We start from the raw sequence: 25,527 nt of genomic DNA on the forward strand, positions 1-25,527 counted from the left end.
CTCAGATCAGGGGACGCCCGGCAGAGGGAGGAGTTGTGCCGGTTACCTGTTTGCTACAGAGGCGGGCAACGGGAACGAGCCGTCCTGCCCGGCCGGGAACGGGTGCACCGCGACCACCGCCCGATGCGGGATCGGCCCGTACACATGCGGGAACCGGACACCGGCCGGGTGCGGCGGGTCGCCTTCCTCCCAGCGCAGCGGCACGTCCAGCTCGGCCGGATCGATCTCCAGCAACAGAAGGTCTTCACGACCGGGAAACAGCGCGACGGCGGGCAGATGCGCGGTGCCGGGGTCGGAGCAGTGGATGAACCCGACCTCGTCCAGCGACGCCGCCCGGTACTCCCCGCCCTCGGCCGCCTCGGCCCAGTCCGCCCACGCGCAGATATGCAGGATCATGCGCCCATCGTGCCGGACCCGCCCCCGCACAGCCCCGCCCCCGCACAGCCCCCACCCATCCCGGGGGGCGGCCCCGCTCCAGCCTATCGCCACCAGGGAGCGCGCGAGGCGCCATCGGGCGAGTTGTCCACAGGCCGGGGCAACTGTGGACAACTCGCGGGCATCGGGCGCGACCCGGGGATCAGCGGAGGGTGAGCTGGCGGCCGATGAGCCCGTCGCGGGCGCGGCGCTCGGTGGCGTTCAGCGGCTCCTCGTCCAGGGACTTCAGCGCCGCATCCAGCCGCTCGCCCAGCTGCATGGCCGGGTCGGCCCACTCGCGGGCGTGCGCGTCCGGGTCCAGGTCCCACACCGGCACGAGCAGGCCGTGCGCGCGGAACGAACCGGCGTAACGGGACCCCTCGCCCAGCCCGATCTCACCGGCGGCGGACAGCCGCGCAAGCGCTTGCAGCAGGAGGTTCTCCTGCTCGGGCCGCACCCAGCGCAGATGCGCCTTCTCCCCGGCCTCCACCCAGTAGGCACCGGGGCCGAGCCGCTCGGTGGGCATGATCGCCGCGTTCGCCCGCTCCAGCGACATCGCGACCTCGCCGCCGGCCTCGGTGTCCTCCGGCAGCCACCACGAGAAGTCCTTGTGCAGCGTGGCGTCCAGTTCGGCACCGGTGACCAGCAGGTCCTGCAGGCGCTCGCCCTCGGCGGGCGGGCCGGTGGTGTCCGGCACCGAGAGCACGTCACCCGGCTCGGCCTGCAAGGCCCAGCGCACCGAACGGCCGAGGTCGCGGCTGATGTCCGAGGACCTGGTCTGCACCTGCATGCCCACGAACGCGGCCCCGTCGGACCGGACGAACGCGGCCGCCGCCATCGGCAGCACGGTGCCCAGCGTGACGGTCCGATCCGGACTGTCCACAAGGGACAGATCGGCGGTGGCCGACGGCACGAACTCGCGCAGCGCGATCAGCTCGGGCTCGGCGGCGAGGCCCTCGAAGGGCTGCCCGACGAACACATCGCGCACCTTCGGTGCACGGTCCTTCTTGGGGCCCTTCTTGCGTGCGCCCTTGCCCATGTCGCCTCCTCGCTAGCAGCTCCGCAGACGCTACCGAACGGCTAGGCTCGCCAGGTGCCCGCCCTGTTCGACCCGCGCGACCCCGCGTTCCTCGCCGATCCGTACCCGACCTTCGCGGCGCTGCGCGAAGCCGGCGAGGTGCACCGGCACGACGGCCTCGGGCTGGCGATCGCGGTCTCGCACGGCGCCGCGTCGCAGGTGCTCCGCCATCGCGGGCTCGGCCGGATCTGGACCGACGCCGCCCCTGCGGAGCGGTTCGTCTCCTTCAACCTGCTGCACCGCAACTCGTTGCTGGAGAACGAGCCACCCGCGCACACCAGGCTGCGCCGCTCGATCGCCGGCGCGTTCGCCAGGGGGCACGTCGAGCGGCTCAGGCCAACTGTGCGCGCACTCGCCACCGACATGGTCGAGGAACTGGCGGAGAAGATCGCGTCGGACGGCGAAGCGGACCTGCTCGAGCTGCTGGCCGAGCCACTGCCGGTGCAGGTCATCGCCGAGCTGCTGGCGGTGCCGCCGGCCGACCGCGAACTGCTGGTGCCCTGGTCGAACGCGATCGTGAAGATGTACGAGTACGGCCTGCCCGAGGCCGGGCAGCAGGCCGCCGAGCGCGCCGCCGGCGAGTTCGCCGGCTACCTGCGGGAGCTGGCCGCGGACCGCGCCGGCAATCCCGGCGACGACCTGATCAGCGACCTGGTCCGGGCCGAGCTGACCGGCGACGAGGTGGTCGCGACCGCCGTGCTGCTGCTGATGGCCGGGCACGAGGCGACGGTGAACGTGCTCGGCAACGGGGTGCACGCGCTGCTGCGGCACCCCGGCCAGTGGCGTCGCCTTGTCGCGGACCCCGCGCTGACGGACACCGCGGTCGAAGAGCTGATCCGCTTCGACGCCCCGCTTCAGCTGTTCGAACGGACCGCCACCACCGACCTGGAGATCGCCGGGTTCCGGGTGGCCGAGGGCGAGAAGATCGCGGCACTGCTCGGCGCGGCGGCCAGGGACCCCGCGGTGTTCGACCGGCCGGACGAGCTGGACCTCGGCCGCGCGCCCAACCCGCACCTCGGGTTCGGCGCCGGCATCCACTACTGCGTCGGCGCGCCGCTGGCCAGGATGGAGATCGCGGCCGCGCTGAGCGCACTGGCCGAGCGGCTGCCCGGCCTGCGCCCGGCCGCAGAACCGCGACGGCGACCGGAGTTCGTCATCCGCGGCCTGCGAACCCTGCCGGTGAGGGCCTGAAGCGACCCAATGTGACGTTTGGCCAATAGAGCGAGCCAAACGTCACGTTGGGCTCGTGCGGCGGCGGGTCAGCGGACGGCGCCGGGCTGGCGAACCGCGCGCAGCTCGGGTTCGGGCGCGTCGATCACGCGCAGCACCCGCAGCAGCCGCAGCTTGTCCTCGGCGATCGGCGCGAGCAGGTTGGTCAGCCGCCGCACCAGCACCGCGGTCAGCGTGGCCAGCACCGCCGCGGAAAGGTCCACCAGGCCGGTCAGCAGCACGCTTTCCGCCTCGGCCTGCACCCCGTCCCGCAGCCGCCAGAACACCACCAGCACCAGCAGCACCCAGTTGACGATCCAGGCCGCCCACCAGCCGCGCACCAGCTTCGACGGCCGCGGCCGCTGGTCGGGGGGCCGGCGCAGCACGGCGTGCTCCAGTTCCGCCGCGATGGACCCGGCCATGGCCAGGTTCACCCCCGGCACCAACACCCCGGCCAGCACCTCCCGCACCGACCGCGGCGGCTCGAACCCGGTCTCCGCGGCGGCGGTGATCCTGGCCACGAACAGCCACCACAGGGTCAGCGTGAGCGCCACCAGCCCGAGCACCAGCGCCATCGTCGACGTGACCCAGACCAGGCCGTCCGAAGCGGCGACCACGTCCACGTCCAGCGCGGAGTCACGGCTGATCAGCAGCAGCACGTACTGCCAGAGCTCGGCGGCCGCACCGGCCAGCGCCATCGCGGCCAGCCCCCAGAGCGAAACCACCGCGAACGGCGCGAGCAGGCGCAGCCGCTCCAGCGGGCGCGGGCCCTCGGCCCGCATCCCGGGCACCGTGGTCGGGAACCGCCAGATCAGGTTCGGGAAACCCCATCGCGGCGGGGTCCGGTAGGCAGGCGGCCCGGTGTACGGGGCGACCTGGGCCGGGCGGCGCTGCGGACCCGCCCCCGGCGGCGGGGTGGCGACCCAGCGCACCCTTGGCCGGACCCGCGGCTGCGGCCGTGGCGGCTGCAGGGGCGGGTAAGGCGGCGGGTAGTGGCCAGGCTGCATGGGTCAGAGGATCTCGGGTTCGGCGCCGGGTTGTGCGGAGGTGACCGGCCTGCCCTCGGTGTGCCAGGACTTCATGCCGCCCGCGACGTTCACCGCGTCCACCACGCCGGCCGCGTTCAGCCAGGCGGCGGCGCGCGCGGAGCGGCCACCGGTGCGGCACACCACGTAGACCGGCCTGTCGTCCGGCAACGTGGCCAGCTCCTCGACCCTGGCGGGCAGCTCGCCCATCGGGATGTGCACCGCACCGGGCGCGTGCCCGGCATCCCATTCGTCCTGTTCGCGTACGTCGAGCAGCACCAGGCCCTCCGCGGGCAGCTCGGTCACGGAGGCGGTCGGCGGTTCAGCGGGGTTCACGCCGTCATGATCCCATGCGGTTCGTCAGGCTCGCGTGAACACCGGCCCCCGTCCTAGTGGCTGGTCGCCTTCTCCGCCCCGGCACCGGTGAGCGAGCGGACCTCCATCTCGGCGTACTTGGCCTCGTTGTGCTCCTTGGACAGCACGGTGCCGAGCCAGCCGAGGAAGAAGGACACCGGGATGGACACCAGCCCGGGGTTCTCCAGCGGGAACCAGTGGAAGTCCACCCCCTTGATCATCGGTTTGGACCCGCCGGACACCGCCGGCGAGAACACGATCAGCACGATGGTGACGATCAGCCCGCCGTAGATGCTCCACAGTGCGCCTTGGGTGTTGAAGCGTTTCCAGAACAGCGAGTAGAGGATCGTGGGCAGGTTCGCTGAGGCGGCGACGGCGAAGGCGAGTGCGACGAGGAAGGCGACGTTCTGGTCTTTGGCGAGGATGCCGCCGACGATGGCGACGGCGCCGATGACCAGTGCGGTGATGCGGGCGACTCGTACTTCGGCGTTGGGGTCTTTGATCTTGCCTTTTTTGATCACGTTGGCGTAGACGTCGTGGGCAAAGGAGGCGGACGCGGTGATGGTGAGTCCGGCGACGACGGCGAGGATGGTGGCGAAGGCGACCGCGGCGATGAATCCGAGCAGTATCGGCCCGCCCAGCTCCTGCGCCAGCAACGGCGCCGCCGAATTCACCCCGCCCGGCGCGCCGTTGATCGTGGTCGGACCGACCAGTGCGCCGGCGCCGTAACCCAGCACCAGGGTGAACAGGTAGAAGATGCCGATCAGCACGATGGCCCAGACCACCGAGCGGCGGGCGTCCTTCGCGGTCGGCACGGTGTAGAAGCGCATCAGCACGTGCGGCAGCCCGGCCGTACCGAGCACCAGCGCGATCCCGAGCGACAGGAAGTCCAGTTTCGACGTGCCGTTCTTGCCGTACTGGGCGCCCGGCGACAGCAGCGCCTCGCCCTTGCCCTTCGGCTGGTCGACAGCCTGCTGAAGCAGCGCGGACAGGTTGAAGCCGTACTTGCCGAGCACCCAGATCGTCATCGCGAACGCGCCGGCGATCAGCAGCGCGGCCTTGATGATCTGCACCCAGGTGGTGCCCCGCATCCCGCCGATCAGCACGTAGATGATCATCACCACGCCCACCGCGGCGATGATCGCGGCCTGCCCGGCCGCGCCCTTGATGCCGAGCAGCAGGTTCACCAGTCCGCCCGCGCCCGCCATCTGCGCGAGCAGGTAGAAGAACGACACGGCGAGGGTGGAAATGGCCGCCGCGGCGCGCACCGGGCGTTGCCGCATCCGGAACGCGAGCACGTCGCCCATGGTGAACTTGCCGGTGTTGCGCAGCAGTTCGGCCACCAGCAGCAAAGCGACCAGCCAGGCCACCAGGAACCCGATCGAATAAAGGAAACCGTCGTAACCGTTGATCGCGATGGCCCCCGCGATACCGAGGAACGACGCGGCGGACAGGTAGTCGCCGGAGATCGCGATCCCGTTCTGCGGGCCGCTGAACGCACGCCCGGCGGCGTAGTAGTCCGACGCGGTCTTGGTGTTCCGACTGGCCCGGAACACGATCACCAGGGTGATCACCACGAAAGCCGCGAAAATGCTGATGTTCAGGGCCGCGTTGCCGCCCTCCACCCCGGCCGCGAGCGTGCTCACTTGGCGCCCCCTTCGATCTCATCGCGGATCTTGTCCGCGATCGGGTCCAGCTTCCGATCGGCGTAGCGCACGTAGAGACCGGTGATCACGAAGGTGGAGACGAACTGCAGCAGGCCGAAGACCAGGCCCACGTTGATGTTGTCGACCAGCTTGGTGGACATGAACCCGTGCGCGTAGTCCGCCAGCAGCACGTAAAGCAGGTACCACAACAGGAACAACCCGGTCATCGGGAAGACGAACCGGCGCAGCCTGGCCCGGAGCTGGGCGAACTCCGCGCTCTGCTGCACCTCCCGCCATTCGCTTTCCGGGGTGTCACCGGCGAGCTCGTGTTCGGTGCTGCTCATAAGACCTCCCAGACGGTCTTACACCCAGTCGGGTGGCCCGCTGGGCGCCATACTTCGTCGCACGATTAATCCAGCCCTTGCTACGCAGATCATCCCCCTCTCTTGGCGCAAAAGCGCATAATCCATTTGGGTGAATAGGATGACTCTGGGTATAACTAATGGCGACCGATAGCCGCCCTGATGTCCGGATGATATTCCCCGGCGAACCCATCGGCTCCTATTTCGGATACGCGCGGTACCGGAACCGCCAACCGGGTGCCCGCCGAAACTGCCGTTACTTCCGGTGCCGGCCCTTCGACGACCGCACCTTCTCCTCGGCCTGGCCGAACCGCGCCACCGCGCGGTCGCGCATGAACCCCAGCGGATCCGGCGCGTGCAGCCGCAGCATCACCGAGTTCACGTCCTCCGGGATGCCACGGCGGGTAGCCAGGCTGACCACGATCGCGGCGAGGAAGGCCAGCGGCACGGTCACCAGCGCGGGCTGCTGGAAGAACCACGGCGCCCAGCCGCCGGTGTACCCGCTCACGATGGTCACCACCAGCGCGGTCACCACCAGGCTGCCGCCGACGATCATGCCCGCCATCGCGCCGGCCCAGCTCAGCCCTCGCCACCAGATACCGAGCACCAGCAGCGGGCTGAAGGTGGACGCGGCCAGCGCGAAGGACATGCCGATGCTCAGCGACAGGTCGTCCTGGCGCAGGAACACCGCGAGCAGCATCGGGGCCAGCGCGACGATCCCGGTCGCCACCCGGAAATCCCTTACCCGGCCGGGAAGAACGTCGGTGGAGAGCACCCCGGCGACGCTCACCAGCAGACCGGACGAAGTGGACAGGAACGCCGCGAACGCACCGGCCGCGGTCACCGCGCCGACGATCTGCCCGGCCACCCCGGGCAACATCGCCGAGGGCAGCAGCAGCACCGCGGCGTCCGTCTTACCGGTGACCAGCAGCTCCGGCACGTACATCCGGGACAGCGCGCCGAGCATGGTCGGGAACAGGTAGAAAAGCCCGAGCAGCAACAGCACGTGCACCGTGGTGCGCCGCGCCGCCTTACCGTCCGGGTTGGTGTAGAAGCGCACCAGGACGTGCGGAAGTCCCATCGTGCCAAGGAAAGTCGCCAGTATCAGCGAGTAGGTGCTGAGCAGGTCGGACAGTCCGCCGCTGCTCGGGCGCAACCAGCTCGAGTTCTGCGCGACCCCGTCCGACACCACCGGCACCCCGCTGCCCGCGCTGAACCGCAGCACCGTGCCCTCGGCCACCGGGTAGTCGCCGCCGGCCGGCCAGATCACCTCGCGGTCCGCACTGGCGCCGGGATCCTGGACCCGCACCGAAGTCAGCGAAGTCACCTGCAGGGTCACGTCGGTGCGCACGTCCACATTGGTGTCCGCGGCGAACACCGGCGGCGCCGGCGCACCGAGCGAGGTGACCTGCCCCGGACCGCCGGTGAGGAACACCGCGCACAGCACGAAGGTGGGCGCCGCGATCGCGAACAGCTTCAGCCAGTACTGGAACGCCTGCACCACGGTGATCGCGCGCATCCCGCCGGCGATCACGTTGAACGCGACCACCACGGTCACCAGGATCGCGCCGAGCCAGCCCGGAGTCCCCAGGATGGTCTCCAGCGCCAGCCCGGCGCCCTGCAGCTGCGGCACCATGTACAGCACGCCGATGAACACCACGAACGCGGTGGAGAACCGGCGCAGCGGCACCGAGCCCAGCCGCGCCTCGACGAAGTCCGGCAGGGTGTACGCGCCCGAACGGCGCAGCGGCGCGGCCACGAACAGCATCAGTGCCAGATAGCCAGCTGTGAAGCCGATCGGGTACCAGAGCGCGTCCGCGCCCTCCTTCAGCACGATGCCGGCGACCCCGAGGAACGAGGCCGCGGACAGGTACTCGCCGGAGATCGCGGCGGCGTTGCGGCGGGAGCGGACGGTGCGCCGGGCGACCAGGAAGTCGTGCGTGCTGTTGGCGAACCTGGACGAGCGGTGACCGAGGTAGAAGGTCACCACCGCGACCAGCACGATGCTGGCCAACGCCCAGAAGTTCAGCTGCACGCGGATGATCCTCGCACCTCGGGGTCAGCGACGCGTAGCTGTCCTCGCCGAAGGCACGGCGACGAGCTGCTCTCGTGGTTCCCGGTGTACACGGCTCAGTTTTCGATCATGTCCACGAAATCGCGCTCATGCCGCTCGGCCAGCCGGTTGTACCAGAGGCCGATGCCGAACAGCACCGGGAACGGCAGCACCCCCAGCAGCACCCACGGCAGCGGCACGCCGACCACGGTCAGCCCGGCGAAAGTGGGTGAGAAGTAGAACGCGGCGGGCAGCCCGCCGAGCGCGGCCACGGTCAGCAGCGACAGCCACAGCCCGGTGCGCAGCTGCGCCTTGACCAGATCCTTGATCAGCAGCTCGCCCCAGCTGGTCTGCTCCTCCAGCTCCACCCTGGCGCGCAGGCTGCTGGTCGGCTGGCGCGGATCGGCCAGCACCACCCGCTGCCTTCGCGGCGGCTTCGGCGGCGGCTCCGGTTCCGGGGTCGGCTGCGGAAGCCAGGACTGCGGGTCGGGCGCCTTCGGCTGGGGACGGCCCAGCGTCGGGTCTGGTTCGCGGACTCCGTTCGGGCGCTGGTCGTGGTAGCTGTCGTCCTCCCCCATAAGGTCAGCCGTTCCGCGACGAGCCGACCAGCCGGTCCTTCAGCTCACGGGTGTGCCGCCTGCTGACCGGCAGCACCTTCTCCTCGTTGCCGATCACGACCTGGTACCCGCCCTGGCCCATCCGCAGCTCGGTGATCAGCGGCAGCGCGACCAGGAACGAGCGGTGGATCCGCACGAAACCGGCCTTCTCCCAGCGTTCCTCCAGCTGGGCCAGCGGGATCCGGACCAGGTGGCTGCCGTCGGTGGTGAACAGCCTGGCGTAGTCGCCCTGCGCCTCCACCCAGCGCACCGAGGACCGCGGGATCAGCTTGGTGGTGCCGGCCAGCTCGACCGGGATCACCTCGTCGTCGGTCTTCACCTGCTCGGCGCCCTGGACCTGCTCCGGCGCCGGGGTGGCCTGCATCTTCTCCAGCACCCGGTTGATCGCCTTGTCCAGGCGGTCCTGCCGGCACGGCTTGAGCACGTAGTCCACCGCGCCGAGGTCGAACGCATTCACCGCCTCCTCCGCGTGGCCGGTCACGAAGACCAGCACCGGCGCGGGGTTGAGCGAGGCGAACACCCTGGACATCTCCATCCCGGACAGGCCGGGCATGTCCAGGTCGGCGAACACCGCGTCCACCGGGGGCAGACCGCGGTCCTTGCGGCGGCGCAGCTCCTCGTCCTCCGAGCTGAGCAGGCGCAGCGCCTCGGACGCGTCCACCGCGTCGAAGACCCGGCCGATGTGCGGGTTGGACTCGAGGCAGTGCTTCAGCAGGTTAAGACCGGGCAGCTCGTCGTCCACCGCAAGGACGAGGAGCCGGCGGGTGTCATCTTGAGCACTCACAGTGATTCGCATCCTGCCTATTGCACGCCGCAATGTCCATACCAGAAACGCGAAATGCCGGTTACAACCCGTACCGCGACCAGGCCACCTTCTGCTGCACCGCGTCCAGCACCGCGCTCGCCGCCGCCGGCGCGCCGAGGCCGAGCCTGGCCAGCAGTGGCTTCTTCGGCTCGGCCACCGAGATCTGCGCGCTGGGGAACCGCTCGCCCAGTACTTCGCGCAGGTTACCGATACCGTCGATCAGGCCCAGCTCCACGGCCTTGTTGCCGAGCCAGACGTCACCGGTGAACAGATCTTCAGTTTCGACCAGCCGGTCCCCGCGCCGCTCCTTCACCCAGCTGACGAACAACTCGTGCAGCTGGGTGTGCATGTTCTTCAGCCACTCCACGTCCTCCGGCTTCTCCGGGCTGAACGGGTCGAGCCGCGACTTGTTCGCGCCGGCGGTGTGCAGCCGCCGTTCGATGCCGAAGCGTTCGAGCAGGTCGGGGAAGCCGAAACCGCCGCTGATCACGCCGATCGAGCCGACCATGGACGTCCGGTGCGCGTAGATCTCGTCCGCCGCGCAGGCCAGCCAGTAACCACCAGAAGCGGCCACGTCCTCGGCGAAGGCGAGCACCGGCACGTTCTTCTTGTCCGCCAGCTGCCGGATCCGCTCGGCGACCAGGCCGGACTGGGTCGGCGCGCCACCCGGCGAGTTGATCACCAGCGCCACCGCCTGGAGCCGGTCGTGGCCGAAGGCCCTGGTCAGCGCAGACTCCACGGCGGTGAGGTTGATCGTGCCCCGGCTCAGCGGCGAGGGCGTCGGGGTGATCACCCCGTGCAGCCGGACCACGGCCACCACGTCGGTCTTGTCGCCGCGGTCGCCGATGCCCGGGATCCGCGAGGTCAGTTTGTCCGTGACGCTCATTCCCCAACCCTACTTGCCGCGCTGAGGACGTTCCCGCTTCAGCGCGGGGGCACGTCAGGGTTACTGCGGACGGCTCAGGGTGCGCGGCGCGGGGGCGTTTTCGGTGACGGCACGGGGTCGCGGGTCCTGCTCCGGCACGTCGGCGGCGGAGTAGTCGGGCAGGTTGGTGCGCACCCCGCGGGCGAACTTGGGGACCCGCAAGGTCACCTTCATGCCGGCGCCCGGCGCGGTCTCCACCATCAGCGCGTACTCGTTGCCGAACAGCTGCTGCATCCGCTGGTTGATGTTGCCCAGCCCGACGTGCGCGCCGCTGCGGTGCGAGCTGCGCAGCTCGCCGAGCCTGGCCGGGTCCATCCCGATGCCGTCGTCCTCCACGCTGATCAGCGCCTCGGCGCCGTAGTCCTGCGCGGTGACGGTGACCATCCCGCCGGAGGGCTTGTTCGCCAGTCCGTGCTTGACCGCGTTCTCCACCAGCGGCTGGATGATCAGGAACGGCACCACCACGGAAAGCACCTCGGGCGCGATCTTCAGCCGCACCTCCAGCCGCCCGCCGAACCGCGCGCTCTCGATGGTCAGATACCGGTCGATGTTGCGCAGCTCCTCGGCCAGCGACGTGAACATGCCCGAGGTGCGGAACGAGTAGCGGGTGAAGTCGGCGAACTCCTGCAGCAGCTCGCGCGCCTCCTCCGGGTCGGTGCGGATCAGCGAGGAGATGGTGTTCAGCGCGTTGTACACGAAGTGCGGCGAGATCTGCGCCCGCAGCGCCTTGATCTCCGCCTGCTGCAGCTGGTGCTTCGAATCGTCCAGCCTGGCCAGCTCGAACTGGGTGCAGACGAACCTGGCCACCGCGTCCGCCATCTGGATCAGCCGCTTGCCGCGGGTGCGGCCGACCACGATCAGCGCGGCCTCGGTCTCGCCCTCCACGATCAGCGGCACGATCACCGCGGTGCGCATCTTGCAGGTGCCGCGGTGATTGCACGGCATCTTGTCGTGCGCGATCACTTCACGGCGGTCCCGGCGGATGGACGCGCTGATCGCGTCCTCCAGGTCCACGTAGTGGTCGTTCGCCTCGCCGTCCCAGGACAGCAGCGAGCCTTCACCGTCGGTGATGCCCACCGCCACGCACTTGAGCAGCTCCAGCAGCCGGCTGGTGATCCGGTCCGCGGCCGCCTGGTCGAGTCCCTCGCGCAGGTCCGGCGTTGCCTTCGACATCAGGTGGATGGCGTCGAGTACCGCGTCGTCCACGAAGTTGCCAGGACGCCTGGCCCGGAAGATGGCGATGACCAACCCGATCGCGGCCAGCGTGGCCACACCCCATGGGATGATTTGTTCGATCGGCAGCGTGGACACGGCGTTAATGCTCTGCGCTAGACCACCAGCGTGCAAGCTTTGCCGCCCACTTTCTGTGTAGCTGTGCCGGACGAACGGTGAGGGCAACCCTACTAAAGGCCCGGTGGCGCTCTCCATGGTCGGCGGAACCGCTGGCCGGGATGCTTCTGGACAAGATCCGGAACGGGAAGGCGGACGATCATGGCGGTGCGGCGGAAAGTGGTGGCGGGAGTGGCCGTGGCGGGGCTGGTGGCCGGAGCGACTGCGTCCACAGCACCTGCGGTAGCCGCCGAGCGGCCCGGCGACCCGGTGCCCGCCGCGATCGAGGCGCTTGTCCGGGGCGGGTTTCCCGGCGCGGTGGCCTATTCGCGCGACGGCGAGCGGGTGCGCCATGCCGCCGCCGGGGTCGCGAACCTGGCCACCGGCGAACCGGCGCGGACCGGCCACCGGTTCCGGATCGCCAGCAACACCAAGGCGTTCGTCGCCACGGTGCTGCTGCAGCTGGTCGGCGAAGGAGAGCTTTCACTGGACGACAGCGTGGAAAAGTGGCTGCCCGGCGTGGTTCGCGGGCCCGGCTACCACGCATCGGAGATCACCGTGCGGCAGCTGCTCGGGCACACCAGCGGAATCCACGACCCGCTCGACCCGGACTTCTTCGACCCCTACCTGGAAGACGGCGACCGGGGGTACGTCTACCCCCCGGACGAGGTGATCCGGAAGTCTCTTGTGGACCCGCCGAGCCAGCAGAAACCGACCTACTCCAACACGAACTACCTTTTGGTCGGCAAGATCATCGAGCGGGTGACCGGGCACAGCGTGTCCAGGGAGCTGCGCGAGCGGATCCTGTGGCCGCTCGGCCTGCACGACACCTCGTTCCCCATCGTGGACCCGTTCCTGCACGGGCCGCACCTGCACGGCTACAACCGGGACGGCACCGTGGACCTGACCGTGTTCAGCCCGTCCTACGACTGGACCGCGGGTGCCCTGGTGTCCACAGTGGACGATCTGGCGAAGTTCCACCGCGCGCTGTTCGACGGGCGGCTGCTGGCACCGGAGCAGCAGCGGGCGCTGCGCACCGTAACGGCCGGGGACGGCAATGTCGCCTACGGCCTCGGCGTCGAGCGCTGGGAACTGCCCTGCCAGAACGGTCAGTCGCGGACGGTCTGGGGCAACTCCGGCGCCGGCCCCGGCTACTACAGCCTGTCCTTCACCAGCGAGGACGGCGCCCGGCAGGTGGTGATCGCGCTGAACAGCTACGACCTTGCCGTCGAGATCGCGAACCGCCCCGGCGAGCTGCCGTGGCCCACCCCGCCCGCCCCGGCCCTGCTCGACACCTTCTGCTGAGCCCGGGGTTACGAGCCCAACGTGACGTTTGGCCAATAGAACGAGCCAAACGTCACATTGGGCCAGTACGAGGGCTACTTGAGCAGGCGGGACAGGCGGCGGTCGGCGAGTGCCTTGCCGCCGGTCTGGCAGGTCGGGCAGTACTGGAAAGCCTTGTCCGCGAAGGAAATCTCGCGGACGGTGTCCCCGCAGACCGGGCACGGCAGCCCGGCCCGGTTGTGCACCCGCAGACCGGAGCGCTTCTCGCTCTTCAGCCTGGCCGCGGCCTGCCCGACCGAACGCTCCACCGCGCCGCGCAGGATCAGCTCGATCGCGTCGGCGAGCCGGTCCAGCGCGTCCGGGGCCAGCTTGCCCACCGTGGCGTACGGGGACAGCTTCGCCGCGTGCATGATCTCGTCGGAGTAGGCATTGCCGATCCCGGCGATCAGCGACTGGTCGGTCAGCGCGGTCTTCAGCCGCTCGGTACGTCCGGCCAGCAGCTCGCCGAGCTCCGCCCGGCCGAGGGCGAGCGCGTCCGGGCCTAGCCTGGCGATGCTGGGCACCTCCGCCGGATCCCGCACGATCCACACCGCGAGCCCCTTCTTGGTGCCCGCCTCGGTCAGGTCGAACCCGGGGCCGGTGGCCGAGTCCAGGTGCACCCGCAGCGCGAGCGGCCCCTTGCCCGGTTTCGGCGGGGTCGCCGACATCGCGTCCGCCCAACGCAGCCAGCCGGCCCGCGCCAGGTGCACCACCAGATGCAGGTCGCCGCAGACCAGGTCGAGGTGCTTGCCGTACCGGGCCGCGCCGGTCACCTCCCGGCCGTGCAGCTCGGTCCAGGCCGGGGTGACGGTCTTGAGCACCGACAGCGAGGCCACGTCGATCCGGCTCACCGTGCGACCGGCCGCGTGTTCGCGCAGGTGCTGAGCCAGCGCTTCTACCTCGGGTAACTCGGGCACGCCGCCAGTCTGCTACCCGCGGGCGAGCTATTCAACCGGGTGCAGCGGGCCTTCGAAGTCCGGCAGCGCATGCCGCTGGATCGTCTTGGCCACCTTGTTCATCTCGCCGCGCACCGCGAACAGCCCGCGCACCGTGCCGACCCAGCGCTCGCTGGGCCGGTCGCCGGCCGGGTCGCCGTCGGTCTCCGCAACCACCGTCCACGGCCGCCGCAGGATCCAGCGCAGCGGGAAGAACAACGCGAGCAGCAACAGGGACAACGGCACCCAGGTGGGCACCACCAGGCCATCGGGCATCCAGATCAGCAGCACCACGGCCAGCACCACGGCCACGCAGAGCATCGCGATCCCCGGCGCGTAGCTGCCGGCCACGTCGTGCTCGAAGTCGTCCGCGGTGGCCGGTGGGCGCCACTCCATCTGGGCGCGGACCACCCACTCCCGGCCGTCATCGCCCTGCACCAGCCGGTTCATCCCTGCCTCCTGTGCGACGCTCGCGGACCGTGAGCAGGGTCAACCGTATCGTGATCAAGTACCGGCACGCGAGACCCGGCGGCCCTACGGCGGGCAGGATCCGCTAACCGGATGAACCCGACTGCTCCGACTCGCCGGTCGACGCACCGGTGCCGTCCGCCGCGGCCGAACCCGCTTCCGCACCCGAGCCCGCACCGGCTTCCGCGTTCGAGCTGTCGGTCAGTGTCCTGGTGGAGGTGTCGCCGGGCAGGGTGGTCGGCTCGGACGTCCGCGCCGGGGTGGTGCAGTCCGGGCTGGTCTCCTCGGTCGGCTCCGGGTCTATCCGCGGGCTGGACTCCATCGCCGAGGACTCGGCCGGCTCCTCCGGCGGTGTCTCCGGCGGGTCCAGCCGCGGGTCCGTGCCGGGCTGTTCCGCCGACTGCCCGCTCCCTGGCACGGGCTGGCCGCCGAACTCCGTCGGCAGCACCGCCGCGCCGGCCGGCTGCACGCGCCCCGGCTGCTGGCCCTGCTCGGCGGGACCGCGCGGAGCAGGCCCCGGCAAGCGGATCACGGTCTGGTCCGGGCTGATCGGCGACGAGGTCGGCGGCAGCGGCCGAGGCTTCGGCGGCAACGCCACCGGCAACTCGACCCGTTCCTGGCCCGGCAGGCTGACCTGGTGGGTGTGCTCCGGGTCGATCACGATCGGGCCGACCGCGATCCCGAACGCGCCCATCGCCGCGGTGGACGCCAGCGCCACCCCGACCTTCACCTTCGACCCGATCAGCAGGCCCTTCAACGTCGCGGCCATACCGGTGCCGGCACCGGCCGAACCCGCGCTGGAAGCGGTACCCAGCAGCGAAGCGGCGGCCGGCACCAGCAGCACCAGCACACCCGCGTGCGCCCGCAGGGAAGAACAGACATCGCGCAGCTCGGCGTGCATCGCCCGGCAGTCCGCGCAGCCGAGCAGATGGGCGCGGATCTTGCGGGCCTCCGACCCGGTCACGCTGCCCGCGGTGTAGCCGCCGAGCTTCTCCATCACCGACCGGCAGCCCACGTCCGAACTGCGGTTCACCGCCAGATGCGCCTGCAGGTAGGCGGCCCGCAGGCCCAGCCGCGCGCGGCGGGCCAGCGCCGCGGTCGCGTTCGCGCTCAACCCGAAGTGCGGGGCCACCACCGCGGGCTGCTCGCCCTCGACCTCGGTCTGCCACAGCACGGTGCGCCAACGCTCCGGCAGGCTGGTGAACGCGGTGGTGATCAGCGTGTGCTCGGCGCTGCGCGCGGGGTTGTCCACCCCGGCGCCGGCCCGGTGGGTCAGCTCGTCGTCGGTCACCGGGACGTCGCGGCGGGCACCGTGCCACTCCCAGGACACCCGGCGGGCGACCGTCAGCAGGTAGGCGCGGACGTGGTCGCGTGGCCCGGCGCCGCGGCGCAACGCCTGCAGCACGCGGAAGAAGGTCTCGGCGGTGATGTCCTCGGCCTCGGAACGGTCGTTCGCCAGGCCAAGCGCCAGCCGTCGCACGGCCGCGGCATGCAGCTCGAACAGCTCACCGAAAGCCGCGTCCTCGCCACCGCGCAACCGCGCCAGCAGTGCCTGCTCATCCGAACCAGAAACCGCTGGTGGCGGCATAGTCCCCTGCTCGGTCATCCAGCCAGGCACCTCCCTCCCGAAGGACTAACCCTTTCGGTTGAATGGGGACACCATACGGAGCGGATCCGCCGGCGTCACCCCCTGTGCGCCAGGAGTAACCAGGTTCCCTCCGTACGGGTGGGTAAAAGTGCCCGGCCGCCCTGGGATAGACTGCTGAAAGCACCGGTTGAACCGGAGCACGCGGACGTAGCGCAGCTGGTAGCGCATCACCTTGCCAAGGTGAGGGTCGCGGGTTCGAATCCCGTCGTCCGCTCGTCGCGGGGAGTTGCACTCCTCGCCATCGACTTCGGGGGCCGAGCCCCCAAATCCCCGCTGAAGACAGCGTCGCCCGCGGCTGTGGTGGGGGCGCTTGGCGGGGCCGCATAACATCAGCGTAATGGACCGAGCGCGTTCCGCAGTGGGAAAAGTTCCGAGGTTGCCGGGAAGTTCGCCCCGCATCCGGGCAGATACCAACTAATGGCCTAGACCAGTTGCGGCCACACTGGACCGTTCCGCCGAAGATCGCGTTCCCCGAATTGGTCCAACCGGTGGTCTAAACCACTTGGCCGTCGCGCGCACACTTGCGCACACAGCGTCCACATTCCCGGACGCGGAGTGCGCTCGGAAAGGAGCAGGTGATGCGCAGGAAACTGGTCGGCACCGCGATCGCGGCAGGACTCGCCCTACCCCTCGTCTTCACCGGCGTCGCGCAAAGCCACGGCTACACCAACACCCCGCCCAGCCGTTCGTACAACTGCAAGCTGGGCACCGTGAAGAACTGCGGGCCGATCCAGTGGGAGCCGCAGAGCGTCGAAGGCCCCAAGGGCTTCCCCGCCAGGGGACCAGCCGACGGCAAGCTCTGCGCCGGCGGGCTGAGCCAGTTCGCCCAGCTCGACGATCCGCGCGGCGGCCAGTGGCCGGCCACCGCGATGAAGAGCGGGCAGCAGTTCGAGTTCGTCTGGACGCTGACCGCGGCGCACGCGACCACGTCCTTCCGCTACTTCATCACCAAGAACGGCTGGAACCCGTCCGCGCCGCTGACCAGGGCCCAGCTCGAACCGGCCCCGTTCCTGAACGTGCCGTTCAACGGACAGCGACCCGGGTACACCGTCCGGCACAGCGGCACCCTGCCCGCCGGCAAGACCGGGCGGCACCTGATCTACGCCGTCTGGGACATCGCCGACACCGGCAACGCCTTCTACAACTGCGACGACGTGACCTTCTAGCGCACGTCAGCCGTCGGCGAAGTACGGATCTTCGGTGGCCTGCGACACCGGGGTGAGGAACGGGTCGGTGTGCTCGGTGACCTGGCCGCGCGCCATCCGGTAGACCCGGAAATCGTCGCCGTGGAAGGCATCCTCGTCGTCGTGCACGTACAGCAGGCCGTAGGAGCCGGGGGCGAGCCGGGCGACCTGGCCGTACAGGTCCAGGATCCGGCCGCCCCAGCTTCCGCGGTGGTTGACGAACCCGGCCAGGTGCAGGGCCGGCCTGCCGTTCATCCAGCGCAGGTCCTGCAGGTGGTAGTCGCCGAGCTCGGCCAACTTGCGGCGCACCCGCTCGACCGCCCGGTGCAGCAGGGCGTCGTCGGCGTCGACCCCCGGGGTCTCGGAGATTGTCACCCAGCCGTGGTACTCGAACACCGTCGCGATGCTAGCCCCAGATCAGACCGTTTCCCGGAACGGGTCGTCCTCGGCGAGCAGTTCGTCCAACCTGGCCTGGTCAACCCGGCGCACCAGGTAGCTAGAGGTCCGCTGTCGTCGCAGCGGTCTCAAGTGAATGAAGTGATACGTACCGTTGTCTCTGGACGAACGCTGAGCCACGGCCGGTCCCGAGGTGCGGCAGCACAGCGCCCAACCGACGGTGGTCTGGATGCCCAGGACCGGTCAGCAAGAACACCTGGTATCGGCCATCCGCCCAGGTGGTGACCGATGCGTCGATGACCTCGGCGATCTTCCGGTCGAATCGGTCATCTGAAGTACGCAGTCGAGTGGCCTCTTCAGGAGTCCACTCAACGTTGTCGCGACGGTGAAGCACGGCAGGGATCTCGAACTTGACCTCCCGGTCAGCGTAGAACGCAACGCGCTCGATCGGCCTGAACGCGCGTCCGGGCTGGCACAAGTACGCGTTGCAGGCCTCGTAGAGCGGCCAGGCGTTTTTCGCGGGCACGACAACGGTGTCGGCCACGGTGACCGGCCGCAACGCGTAGAGGGCCATCACCTCACTACACCGCTCCAGCCACCGCGCCGCGTTCACGTCGATGTATGCGGCAAGTTCAAAGATCTGCCGGATCTCAAAGAGAACATCGACGTTGATCGTCGAATCGTGGTGGGCGAGGCGGTTCCTGAACTTTCGGACCCGCTCGACCGCAACGGCGACCTGCTTGCGCTTTCCCGACGAGTTCGGAAAAACCTGGTGGAGGCAGTCGCGCCAGAGCTCCTCGTACCTCGTGCCGAGCAGCCCCGACCAGAACCCAAAGCTCAATCCCGCGATGATCTGATGCCTGGTTTCCTTCCGCTGTGGCCGGAGTCGTTCACGAACGGCGGCCACAGCATCTGCGACATGTTCGCCGCCAGGAGTCGGCAGCAGGAACCACGGGATCCCGCATTGATCCTCACGAAAGTGCTGGCGAAGGCAACGATCGATAGCGTTTCGGAGCAGCACCTCCAGGTGCCCGACGACTTCGAAGGCCGCAGATGACGTTCGAGCACTCCACTCATACAACCCAAGCGCTGCACCCTTGTTGCCGGCAGCATCATCGAGGTAGGGGGCCATCCGAGGTTCGGAGAGCATGTCCCACACCACGTACTCATCAACCTCGACGGGCAGCATGCCTGGATGCTACCGTTGGTGACGAACGCCCCAGTGTCGCCTCTGCTGCAAGCGCCTGGGGCTTCTCTTATGCCCCGTAACCAGCAAGGGCGCCGCCAACACCCCCTCGCCTTTGTTCACTGTAGGTAACTAGCTGTCCGTGGGCAGGACACCCACCGGGCAGCTGACGCCGGTGCCGCCGAGGCCGCAGTAGCCGTTCGGCACCTTGTGCAGGTACTGCTGGTGGTAGTCCTCGGCGTAGTAGAACTCGGAGAACTCGCGGAGCGGGGCGAACTCGGTGGTGATCTCGCCGAGGCCGGCGGTGCGCAGGGCGGCCTGGAAGGACTCGCGGGAGGCCTCCGCTTCGGCGCGCTGCTGGTCGTCCGCGTAGTACACCGCGGAGCGGTATTGGGTGCCGAGGTCGTTGCCCTGGCGCATGCCCTGGGTCGGGTCGTGCCCCTCCCAGAAGATCTTTAGCAGGGTCTCGTAGGACACCGCGGCCGGGTCGAACACCACCAGCACCGCCTCGGTGTGCCCGGTCCGACCGGAGCAGGTCTCCTCGTAGGTGGGGTTCGGCGTGGACCCGCCCGCGTAGCCGACCGCGGTCGAGTAGACGCCGGGGGTCTGCCAGAACAGCCGCTCGGCGCCCCAGAAGCAGCCCATGCCGAACACCGCGGTGCGCAGGCCGGACGGGAACGGCGGCTTGATCCGGCGGTCGCCGAACACCGCGTGCAGCTCGGGCGTGACCAGCGGCTCGGCACGGCCGGGCAAGGCTTCTTCGGCGGAGGGCACTTCGGTTTTTTCTCGGCCAAACCACGACATGCCTCCATGGTACGCAGCGAAAGCCCGGTATTCGTCGAGTGAGATGACCACGGGAACGCCACCTGCATCACCCGTTCGCGCTACCGTTAGCCCTCGAAGCGGCGAGCGATCCAGGCGTACCCCGCCAGGACATCGGACGAGGAGCCCCAGATGGGTTGGCAGGACGAGCTGCGGCGTCTGGACATCGAGCTGGCGAACGGCACGATCACCCAGCACCAGCACCGGAAGATGCGCGACGAGTTGCTCGCCGCGGCTTCCGGTGGCGGCACACCGTCGCCGGTGGCGTCCCCGTTGCAACGCAAGAACGAGAACCAGCCAGCCAAGCCAGCCAAGAGCAACTGGCAGAGCGCGGCCCCGGTGCGGCCGAGCCCGGTGCAACAGGCGGTCGCCGCCCAGCAGGCGGCACCGGCCACCGAACGAGCCGAGCAGGCAGAACCGGCCAAAGCGACCAGCGCGGCGCCGAAGCAGACCGCGTCGGCCGCCCTGCTGGCCACCTCGCGTCCCACCACCGCACCGAGCCCGGCGGACGAGCGCGCCACCGAGCGGATGCCCTATCCCCGGCTGGACGGGCCGACCGTGGTGCGGCCCGCGGTCCGGCCGCCGGCGCCGCCGGTGCGGCAGCAGCCGTTGCCCAGCGCGACCACCCCGTTGAACTTCCCGCCTGCCGACGATCCGGCGCCGAGCCAGCGTGACCGGCGGAAGCCGACCTGGCTCTTCCTCGGCCTCGGGGTGCTGCTGGTGCTCGCGATGATCCTGGGCGCCACCTGGTGGCTCGGCTCGGACCGGGACGAGAATCCCGGCTCCTCGCCGTCCGCCGCGCCACCGCCCGCCGTGTCGCAGGACCCGCCGGCCGCGGCGCTCGAGGAGCGGCTGCCCGCGTTGCCCGGCATCGCGAACAAGGACAACTCGACGGTCGCGATCAGCAAGGGCGTCGAGCTCGGCCTCTACCCGAACGCCTCCGCCAGGACCTTCACCGAGCACGGCGCGAGCCAGGTGATCTACCGGGCATCGTCGGACGGCCCCAGCGCCTACTTCGTGCTCGTAATTCCCACCAAGAGCCCGGACAGCGCGAAGGCCGTGGTCGACTCCATGCGCACGCTCTCGCTGGCCAGCGGGTTCACCCGGTCCGCCGGCGACCAGAACACGATGACCGGCGCGATCAACGACCGCCGGATGGACGGCACCTGGTACCCGTCCGGCGAGTACGCGGTGAACGTGTGGGTCTCCCAGCCGACGAAGGCCGACAAGAACGCGCTAGCGCCACGGCTGGAGCAGACCCTCGCGGCGTTCCGCGCGGTGCTACCCGCCGCCTGAGCCGACCCGTTCGGCCAGCGGCGGCATCGGTTTCGGGGTGCGGATGTACTTGCGCAGGCGCTGGGTCGGCGCCTCGACGAAGGTCCAGGAGAACAGCCCGCACAGATACGCCGCCGGCACCGCGCAGGCCATCAGCACCCACTGGTTGCGCACCCCGGCCATGATGATCAGCTGCTGCACCGGGAACGCCCAGATGTACATGCCGTAGCTGCCGAACACCCAGCGGCTGCCGTTTTCGAGCCGCTTCGGCCAGTGCATGGCGAGCACGACCGCGCCGTAGGACGCCATCACCGCCAGCAGATACCGGTCCACCGGAGTCCAGTGCAGTGCCAACCAGCCGGCCGCGAGCAGGACCGCGGCCAGCGGCCGGAACGGGATCCGGTCCCGGTAGGCGTGCATCACCATGCCCATCGCGAACGGCACCAGGAACGAGACCATCGAGCCGATCGGCACCTCGATCAGCGAGCCCGCGTTGCCCTGGTAGCCGAAGGTGGCGCCGAACATCCCGTCCAGCACCATCAGCCCGGCCAGCACCGGCAGCAGGATCAGCCGGGAGACGCCGAACAGGATCAGCAGGCCGACCACCAGCACCAGCAGGTAGCCCATCACCTCCATCGGCAGCGTCCACAGCGAGCCGTTCGCCGACCACGGGTACGGGTTGCTGTCGAACACGCCGGGCAGCAGGTGCTGCAGCAGGAACAGCAAGCTGGTGCCGACCAGGTACCGCCAGGTCTGCCGATCGCCGAAGTAGTCCGCCGTGCTGAGGCTGGTGACCAGCGGGCCGATCACGAACACGGTGAACATCACCACGAACAGCAGCGGCGGCAGGATGCGCAACAGCCGCCGGAACGCGAACCGGTACCAGGACGGGTCGCGTTCCCAGCTGTCGCTGATCTGGTAGCCGCTCATCGCGAAGAAACCCATCAGCGCGATGTAGCCCGGCGAAGCGTGCCACGAAGCCGGGAACACGGTCAGCCGCTCGGGATGCACCAGCGGCGAGCTGTGGTCGATGACCACGGTGGTGGCCCCGATCAGCCGCAGCCAGGCGAAGCCGATGTTCGGGTCGGCGTATTCCTTGCCGTTCCGACGCCGGCCGAGCCATCTGGACCGGCTGGGCCCTCCTGGCCGTCCGGCGGCCGTGTCCTGCTGTTCTGCCACTCGAGCTGCCACCACGAGCGGGATGCTAACGGTTGCCGGGTCCGGCCAGTACCGGTTGTTGGAAAGAACCGGTCCGGCCGCACTGGTCCGACCGGCGCGAGCCGGCTACTCCGGACGGTCCCGCTGGAGCAGGTCGGCCAGCGTCGCCAGCGCAACCTCCGGCCCGAACTGGCGGTTCACCAGCTCCTTGCCCGCTTCGGAGAGCCGCAGCCACAGCTTGTCGTCGTCGAGCAGGTCGGCGATCCGGTCGGCCAGCTCCCCGGCGGTCTCGCCGAAGAGCACGTCGCGATCGTGCGCCAGGTGCATGCCCTCACCGGCCAACGCGGTGGCGACCACCGGCACCCCGTGCCCGAGGCTTTCGCCGACCTTGCCCTTGACCCCGGCGCCGAACCGCAGCGGCGCGACCACCACCCTGGCGTCGCCGTAGCTGGTGGCGAGGTCCGGCACCCAGCCGTGCACGGCCACGCCGTCGCCGGCCAGCCCGAGCACCCGCGGGGTCGGGTGGCTGCCCACGATGTGCGCCACCGCGTCCGGATGGCGGCGCCGGACCAGCGGCATGATCTCCTCGGCCAGCCAGACCGCGGCGTCCTGGTTCGGCACGTGGTCGAAGCTGCCCACGAAGAGCACCCCGGAACGGCCGTCCGGACAGTTCCGCGCGCTGTCCGCGCTGTGCACGTTGGACAGCACCTCGACCCTGGCCGACGGCAGCAGCTCGTTGAGCAGGTCCCGCTCGACGTCGGACACGGTGAGCGTGACGTCGGTGGTCCGCACCAGCCCGAGCTCCAGTTCCCGCAGCACCTCGGCCCGTCGCCGCAGCGACGCCTCCTCCGCGGTGTTCCCGAGCCGGGCGGCCAGCTCGGCCTGCCGGCCCAGCCGCAGGAAGTGCAGGTCCACCGTGTCGTAGGCGGTCACGCAGTCCGGCGCGTGCTGGCGGATCTGCTCCAGCAGCTGCCAGGCCACCTGCGGCCGGGACAGCAGCGCCAGCTTCAGCGAAGGCCCGGTGTCGCGGATGAACTCCACCTGGCGAACCGGGTCGGACACCACGGTCACCCCGATGTTGTGCAGCGGGCTGGTGTACTTCTCCGGAATCCCCTGGTTCATCGGGAAGAACACCACCCGCTGGCCGAGGGAGACCAGCAGTTCGAGCAGCCTTGCCATCCGCACCGAACCGGAGTCAAGGTCGGTCAGCGGCACCTGGTGGTCGGCCACCAGCACGATCCCGCCGTGATGCCCCTCGGCGGTGCGGTGCCTGGCCAGCCACAGGTTGCCGGGACTCGCTTCAGGCAGGTGCCCGGCGAGTTGCTCGGCCCATTTTTCGGTGAACACCGCGCGGTTGAGCTCCTGGTGCCGCTTGACCCCGGAGGACAGGTCGGTGCCGTTGGTGATGCCCTCGTGGTGCACCACCTCGGAGGACGGCTGCACCATGGTGCGGTAGCCGGCCGCCCGCACCGCGAACGCCAGGTCGGTGTCCTCGTAGTAGGCCGGCGAGTAGCGCTGGTCGAAGCCGCCGATCCGCTCGAACAGGTCGCGCCGCACCAGCAGCGCCGCCCCGGAGACGTAGTCCACCTCGCGCAGCGTCCGGTAGTGCGGATCGGCCGCCACCTCGCCGCGGCCGTAGTTCCAGCCGGTGCCGTCGCGCCAGATGATGCCGCCGCACTCCTGCAGGCTGCCGTCCGGATAGATCAGCTTCGAGCCGACCAGCCCCACGTCCGGCCTGGTTTCCACCACGTCGACCAGCGCGTCCAGCCAGCCGGGCCGCACTTCGGTGTCGTTGTTCAGGAACATCACCAGTTCCCCGCGCGCCTGCTCGGCGCCCAGGTTGCAGGCGCCGACGAAGCCGAGGTTGCGCGGCGCGCGCACCAGCCGGACCCCGGCGCACTGCGCGACCCGGTCCGCCGAATCGTCCGGCGAAGCGTCGTCCACCACCACCACCTCGAACGGGGTGGCGGGCAAGTGCACCTCGATCGACTCCAGGCACCGGCGGGTGTAGGCCCAGTTGCCGTAGGTCGGGATCACCACGGTGACGATCGGCTGCTCGCTGGTGGTCACCGCGACCGGGCCGGGCACCGCGGCCGCCTCCGGCAGCACGCCCTTCGGCCTGCCGAGCGCGGTTTCGTAGGCGTCGCGCAGCTTCGAACCGCGCGGCGCGACCCGTTCGACGGTGCTGCGGTAGCGGCCGACCAGCCGCTGCGCCAGCGCGGACCGCTCGGCCTGCAGCTGGGCGTTCGCGGTGGCCAGCTCGTGCACGGTCTGCCGCAGCTTCGCGGTGTTCTCCCCGGCCCAGGCCAGCCTGGCCGCGTCGTGCTCGGCCTTGGTCCGCAGCTGGTCCAGCTCGCCGGCGACCCGGCGGTAGGCGCGCTGCGCCTGCTCCACCTCGGCGTCGCGCTCGGCGAACGCGCGGCGGGCGGCGGCGTTCGCGTCCGCCAGCTCGTCGGCGGTGCGGGCGGCGATGCCCTGGGTCCGGCGGAGCTCGTCCTCCACCTCCCGCACCACCTCGCGCCACCTGCCCGCCTCCACCGCGTGCGCGTGTTCGGCGGTGTGCGCGACCAGGGTCAGGTCCGGGTCGGCCAGCACCGAGGTGCGCGGCACGTCCAGCGGGCCGTCGGAGGCGACCGCGATCAGGTAGGTGTGCGGGGCGCCGTCGGTGACCGCCCAGTCGTCCTCGGCGCGGCGGCGCACCGTGTGCAGCTCGGATCCGCCGTCGCCGGAGCCGTCGTGGATGAGCGAGCCGACCGCGATGTTCTGCCGCAGCAGCACCACATTTGCGAAGCTGGCGCCGAGCAGGTCGCGGAACTCGCGGTCGGTCAGCTCGTGCACGTGGAACGGGTTCTCGTTGCCGTGGTCGTGCGTGTACACCGCGACGTCCGGGGTGCTGGAGAGGAACACCCCGCCCGGCGCGAGCCGGTTGCGGACCAGCCGCATCAGGCTGTCCTGGTCCTCGACGTGCTCCACCGCCTCGAAGCAGGTGATCACGTCGAACTCCCGGCCGGCCAGTGCGTCCGGGTCGGTGATGGAGCCGATCTCGAAGCTCACGTTATTCAGCGGGTAGCGGCCTCGGGCGTGCTCCACGGTGGTCGGGTCGATCTCCAGCCCGGTCACCTCGGCCGCGTTCGACGCGAGCAGGCCGCAGCCGTAGCCCTCACCGCTGGCGAGGTCGAGCACGCGCTTGCCCTCGGTGAACCGCAGCGCGAGTGCGTACCGGTGGTAGTGCTCGTAGATGACCTGGTAGTCGTCGGCCCACGGCACGCACCGCTCGCCCGTCCACTCGATCAGCCGCTCACGCCGGTCTTCCAT

General features: G+C 70.1%; 23 protein-coding genes and 1 tRNA gene. 5 read left to right on the forward strand and 19 right to left on the reverse strand.

Annotation, left to right across the window (positions count from 1 at the left end):
• Window positions 1-42: 42 nt before the first annotated feature.
• Both AMYNI_RS0115570 and AMYNI_RS0115575 read right to left on the reverse strand, forming a co-directional pair.
• A complete protein-coding gene (locus tag AMYNI_RS0115570) occupies window positions 43-396 on the reverse strand; it encodes a DUF952 domain-containing protein (protein ID WP_020668948.1) in 354 nt (117 codons plus the stop codon).
• A 181-nt stretch (window positions 397-577) separates the two neighbouring features.
• Window positions 578-1,453 (reverse strand): DUF5926 family protein, encoded by an 876-nt coding sequence (locus tag AMYNI_RS0115575; protein WP_020668949.1) that lies wholly within the window; start codon window positions 1,451-1,453, stop codon window positions 578-580.
• Between the two features lie 63 nt (window positions 1,454-1,516).
• Between AMYNI_RS0115575 and AMYNI_RS0115580 the strand changes: the two genes are divergently transcribed.
• On the forward strand, window positions 1,517-2,683 hold the full coding sequence (locus tag AMYNI_RS0115580; protein ID WP_026360495.1) for a cytochrome P450: 1,167 nt from the start codon (window positions 1,517-1,519) through the stop codon (window positions 2,681-2,683).
• Window positions 2,684-2,751: 68 nt separating this feature from the next.
• Here the strand turns inward: AMYNI_RS0115580 and AMYNI_RS0115585 are convergent, their stop codons facing one another.
• The 9 genes from AMYNI_RS0115585 to AMYNI_RS0115625 all read right to left on the reverse strand — a co-directional run bounded on the left by AMYNI_RS0115585 (window position 2,752) and on the right by AMYNI_RS0115625 (window position 11,808).
• Window positions 2,752-3,708: a DUF4328 domain-containing protein gene (locus tag AMYNI_RS0115585; RefSeq protein ID WP_084628384.1), complete on the reverse strand. Its 957-nt coding sequence runs from the start codon at window positions 3,706-3,708 to the stop codon at window positions 2,752-2,754.
• A 3-nt stretch (window positions 3,709-3,711) separates the two neighbouring features.
• Window positions 3,712-4,062 (reverse strand): rhodanese-like domain-containing protein, encoded by a 351-nt coding sequence (locus tag AMYNI_RS0115590; RefSeq protein ID WP_020668952.1) that lies wholly within the window; start codon window positions 4,060-4,062, stop codon window positions 3,712-3,714.
• A 53-nt stretch (window positions 4,063-4,115) separates the two neighbouring features.
• Window positions 4,116-5,726, reverse strand: coding sequence for a solute symporter family protein (locus AMYNI_RS0115595; RefSeq protein ID WP_020668953.1), 1,611 nt, complete (start codon window positions 5,724-5,726; stop codon window positions 4,116-4,118).
• The gene (locus tag AMYNI_RS0115600; protein ID WP_020668954.1) at window positions 5,723-6,070 is read right to left on the reverse strand and encodes a DUF485 domain-containing protein; all 348 of its coding nucleotides are present in this window, start codon (window positions 6,068-6,070) and stop codon (window positions 5,723-5,725) included. Before AMYNI_RS0115600 ends, AMYNI_RS0115595 begins: the two co-directional genes overlap by 4 nt.
• A 274-nt stretch (window positions 6,071-6,344) precedes the next feature.
• A complete protein-coding gene (locus tag AMYNI_RS0115605) occupies window positions 6,345-8,123 on the reverse strand; it encodes a sodium/solute symporter (RefSeq protein WP_020668955.1) in 1,779 nt (592 codons plus the stop codon).
• A gap of 95 nt (window positions 8,124-8,218) precedes the next feature.
• A complete protein-coding gene (locus AMYNI_RS0115610; protein ID WP_020668956.1) occupies window positions 8,219-8,719 on the reverse strand; it encodes a DUF485 domain-containing protein in 501 nt (166 codons plus the stop codon).
• 4 nt (window positions 8,720-8,723) lie between these two features.
• Complete coding sequence (locus AMYNI_RS0115615) at window positions 8,724-9,554, reverse strand: LytR/AlgR family response regulator transcription factor (protein WP_040405762.1); 831 nt, start codon at window positions 9,552-9,554, stop codon at window positions 8,724-8,726.
• 49 nt (window positions 9,555-9,603) lie between these two features.
• Complete coding sequence (locus AMYNI_RS0115620) at window positions 9,604-10,449, reverse strand: S49 family peptidase (RefSeq protein WP_020668958.1); 846 nt, start codon at window positions 10,447-10,449, stop codon at window positions 9,604-9,606.
• Window positions 10,450-10,509: 60 nt separating this feature from the next.
• Window positions 10,510-11,808 (reverse strand): GAF domain-containing sensor histidine kinase, encoded by a 1,299-nt coding sequence (locus AMYNI_RS0115625; RefSeq protein ID WP_040406938.1) that lies wholly within the window; start codon window positions 11,806-11,808, stop codon window positions 10,510-10,512.
• Between the two features lie 171 nt (window positions 11,809-11,979).
• Here AMYNI_RS0115625 and AMYNI_RS0115630 point away from each other — a divergent pair, with 171 nt between their 5' ends.
• Entirely contained in the window at window positions 11,980-13,122 is a 1,143-nt protein-coding gene (locus tag AMYNI_RS0115630; RefSeq protein WP_020668960.1) for a serine hydrolase domain-containing protein, read from the forward strand.
• 74 nt (window positions 13,123-13,196) lie between these two features.
• Here AMYNI_RS0115630 and AMYNI_RS0115635 read toward each other — a convergent pair whose 3' ends face one another.
• The 3 genes from AMYNI_RS0115635 to AMYNI_RS48155 form a co-directional block, all read right to left on the reverse strand.
• Window positions 13,197-14,057, reverse strand: coding sequence for an Fpg/Nei family DNA glycosylase (locus AMYNI_RS0115635; protein WP_020668961.1), 861 nt, complete (start codon window positions 14,055-14,057; stop codon window positions 13,197-13,199).
• Between the two features lie 27 nt (window positions 14,058-14,084).
• Window positions 14,085-14,525, reverse strand: coding sequence for a hypothetical protein (locus AMYNI_RS0115640; protein WP_020668962.1), 441 nt, complete (start codon window positions 14,523-14,525; stop codon window positions 14,085-14,087).
• Window positions 14,526-14,628: 103 nt separating this feature from the next.
• Window positions 14,629-16,149 carry a zf-HC2 domain-containing protein gene (locus AMYNI_RS48155; RefSeq protein ID WP_084628385.1) on the reverse strand — a complete coding sequence of 507 codons (1,521 nt, stop codon included), beginning with the start codon at window positions 16,147-16,149 and terminating at the stop codon, window positions 14,629-14,631.
• A 183-nt stretch (window positions 16,150-16,332) separates the two neighbouring features.
• Here AMYNI_RS48155 and AMYNI_RS0115650 point away from each other — a divergent pair.
• Both AMYNI_RS0115650 and AMYNI_RS0115655 read left to right on the forward strand, forming a co-directional pair.
• Window positions 16,333-16,405: transfer RNA gene (locus AMYNI_RS0115650), tRNA-Gly, on the forward strand.
• A 364-nt stretch (window positions 16,406-16,769) separates the two neighbouring features.
• Window positions 16,770-17,357 (forward strand): lytic polysaccharide monooxygenase auxiliary activity family 9 protein, encoded by a 588-nt coding sequence (locus AMYNI_RS0115655; RefSeq protein ID WP_020668964.1) that lies wholly within the window; start codon window positions 16,770-16,772, stop codon window positions 17,355-17,357.
• Window positions 17,358-17,363: 6 nt separating this feature from the next.
• On the opposite strand, the gene AMYNI_RS0115660 is transcribed toward AMYNI_RS0115655, so the two are convergent.
• The 3 genes from AMYNI_RS0115660 to msrA form a co-directional block, all read right to left on the reverse strand.
• Window positions 17,364-17,771 (reverse strand): Imm7 family immunity protein, encoded by a 408-nt coding sequence (locus tag AMYNI_RS0115660; RefSeq protein WP_020668965.1) that lies wholly within the window; start codon window positions 17,769-17,771, stop codon window positions 17,364-17,366.
• Window positions 17,772-17,871: 100 nt separating this feature from the next.
• On the reverse strand, window positions 17,872-18,960 hold the full coding sequence (locus AMYNI_RS0115665) for a hypothetical protein (protein WP_026360497.1): 1,089 nt from the start codon (window positions 18,958-18,960) through the stop codon (window positions 17,872-17,874).
• A 129-nt stretch (window positions 18,961-19,089) separates the two neighbouring features.
• Window positions 19,090-19,761, reverse strand: a complete 672-nt coding sequence (msrA, locus tag AMYNI_RS0115670) for a peptide-methionine (S)-S-oxide reductase MsrA (RefSeq protein ID WP_026360498.1) — start codon at window positions 19,759-19,761, stop codon at window positions 19,090-19,092.
• 150 nt (window positions 19,762-19,911) lie between these two features.
• Here msrA and AMYNI_RS0115675 point away from each other — a divergent pair, with 150 nt between their 5' ends.
• A complete protein-coding gene (locus tag AMYNI_RS0115675; protein WP_020668969.1) occupies window positions 19,912-21,075 on the forward strand; it encodes a hypothetical protein in 1,164 nt (387 codons plus the stop codon).
• Here the strand turns inward: AMYNI_RS0115675 and AMYNI_RS44655 are convergent.
• Together AMYNI_RS44655 and AMYNI_RS0115685 are read right to left on the reverse strand one after the other, a co-directional pair.
• Complete coding sequence (locus tag AMYNI_RS44655) at window positions 21,061-22,248, reverse strand: acyltransferase family protein (protein WP_245573935.1); 1,188 nt, start codon at window positions 22,246-22,248, stop codon at window positions 21,061-21,063. The two genes, AMYNI_RS0115675 and AMYNI_RS44655, sit on opposite strands and share 15 nt — an antisense overlap.
• Window positions 22,249-22,338: 90 nt before the next feature.
• Window positions 22,339-25,527 carry a glycosyltransferase gene (locus AMYNI_RS0115685; RefSeq protein WP_020668971.1) on the reverse strand — a complete coding sequence of 1,063 codons (3,189 nt, stop codon included), beginning with the start codon at window positions 25,525-25,527 and terminating at the stop codon, window positions 22,339-22,341.

Origin of the sequence: Amycolatopsis nigrescens CSC17Ta-90 (genome assembly GCF_000384315.1) — a bacterium.
Lineage (GTDB): Bacteria > Actinomycetota > Actinomycetes > Mycobacteriales > Pseudonocardiaceae > Amycolatopsis > Amycolatopsis nigrescens.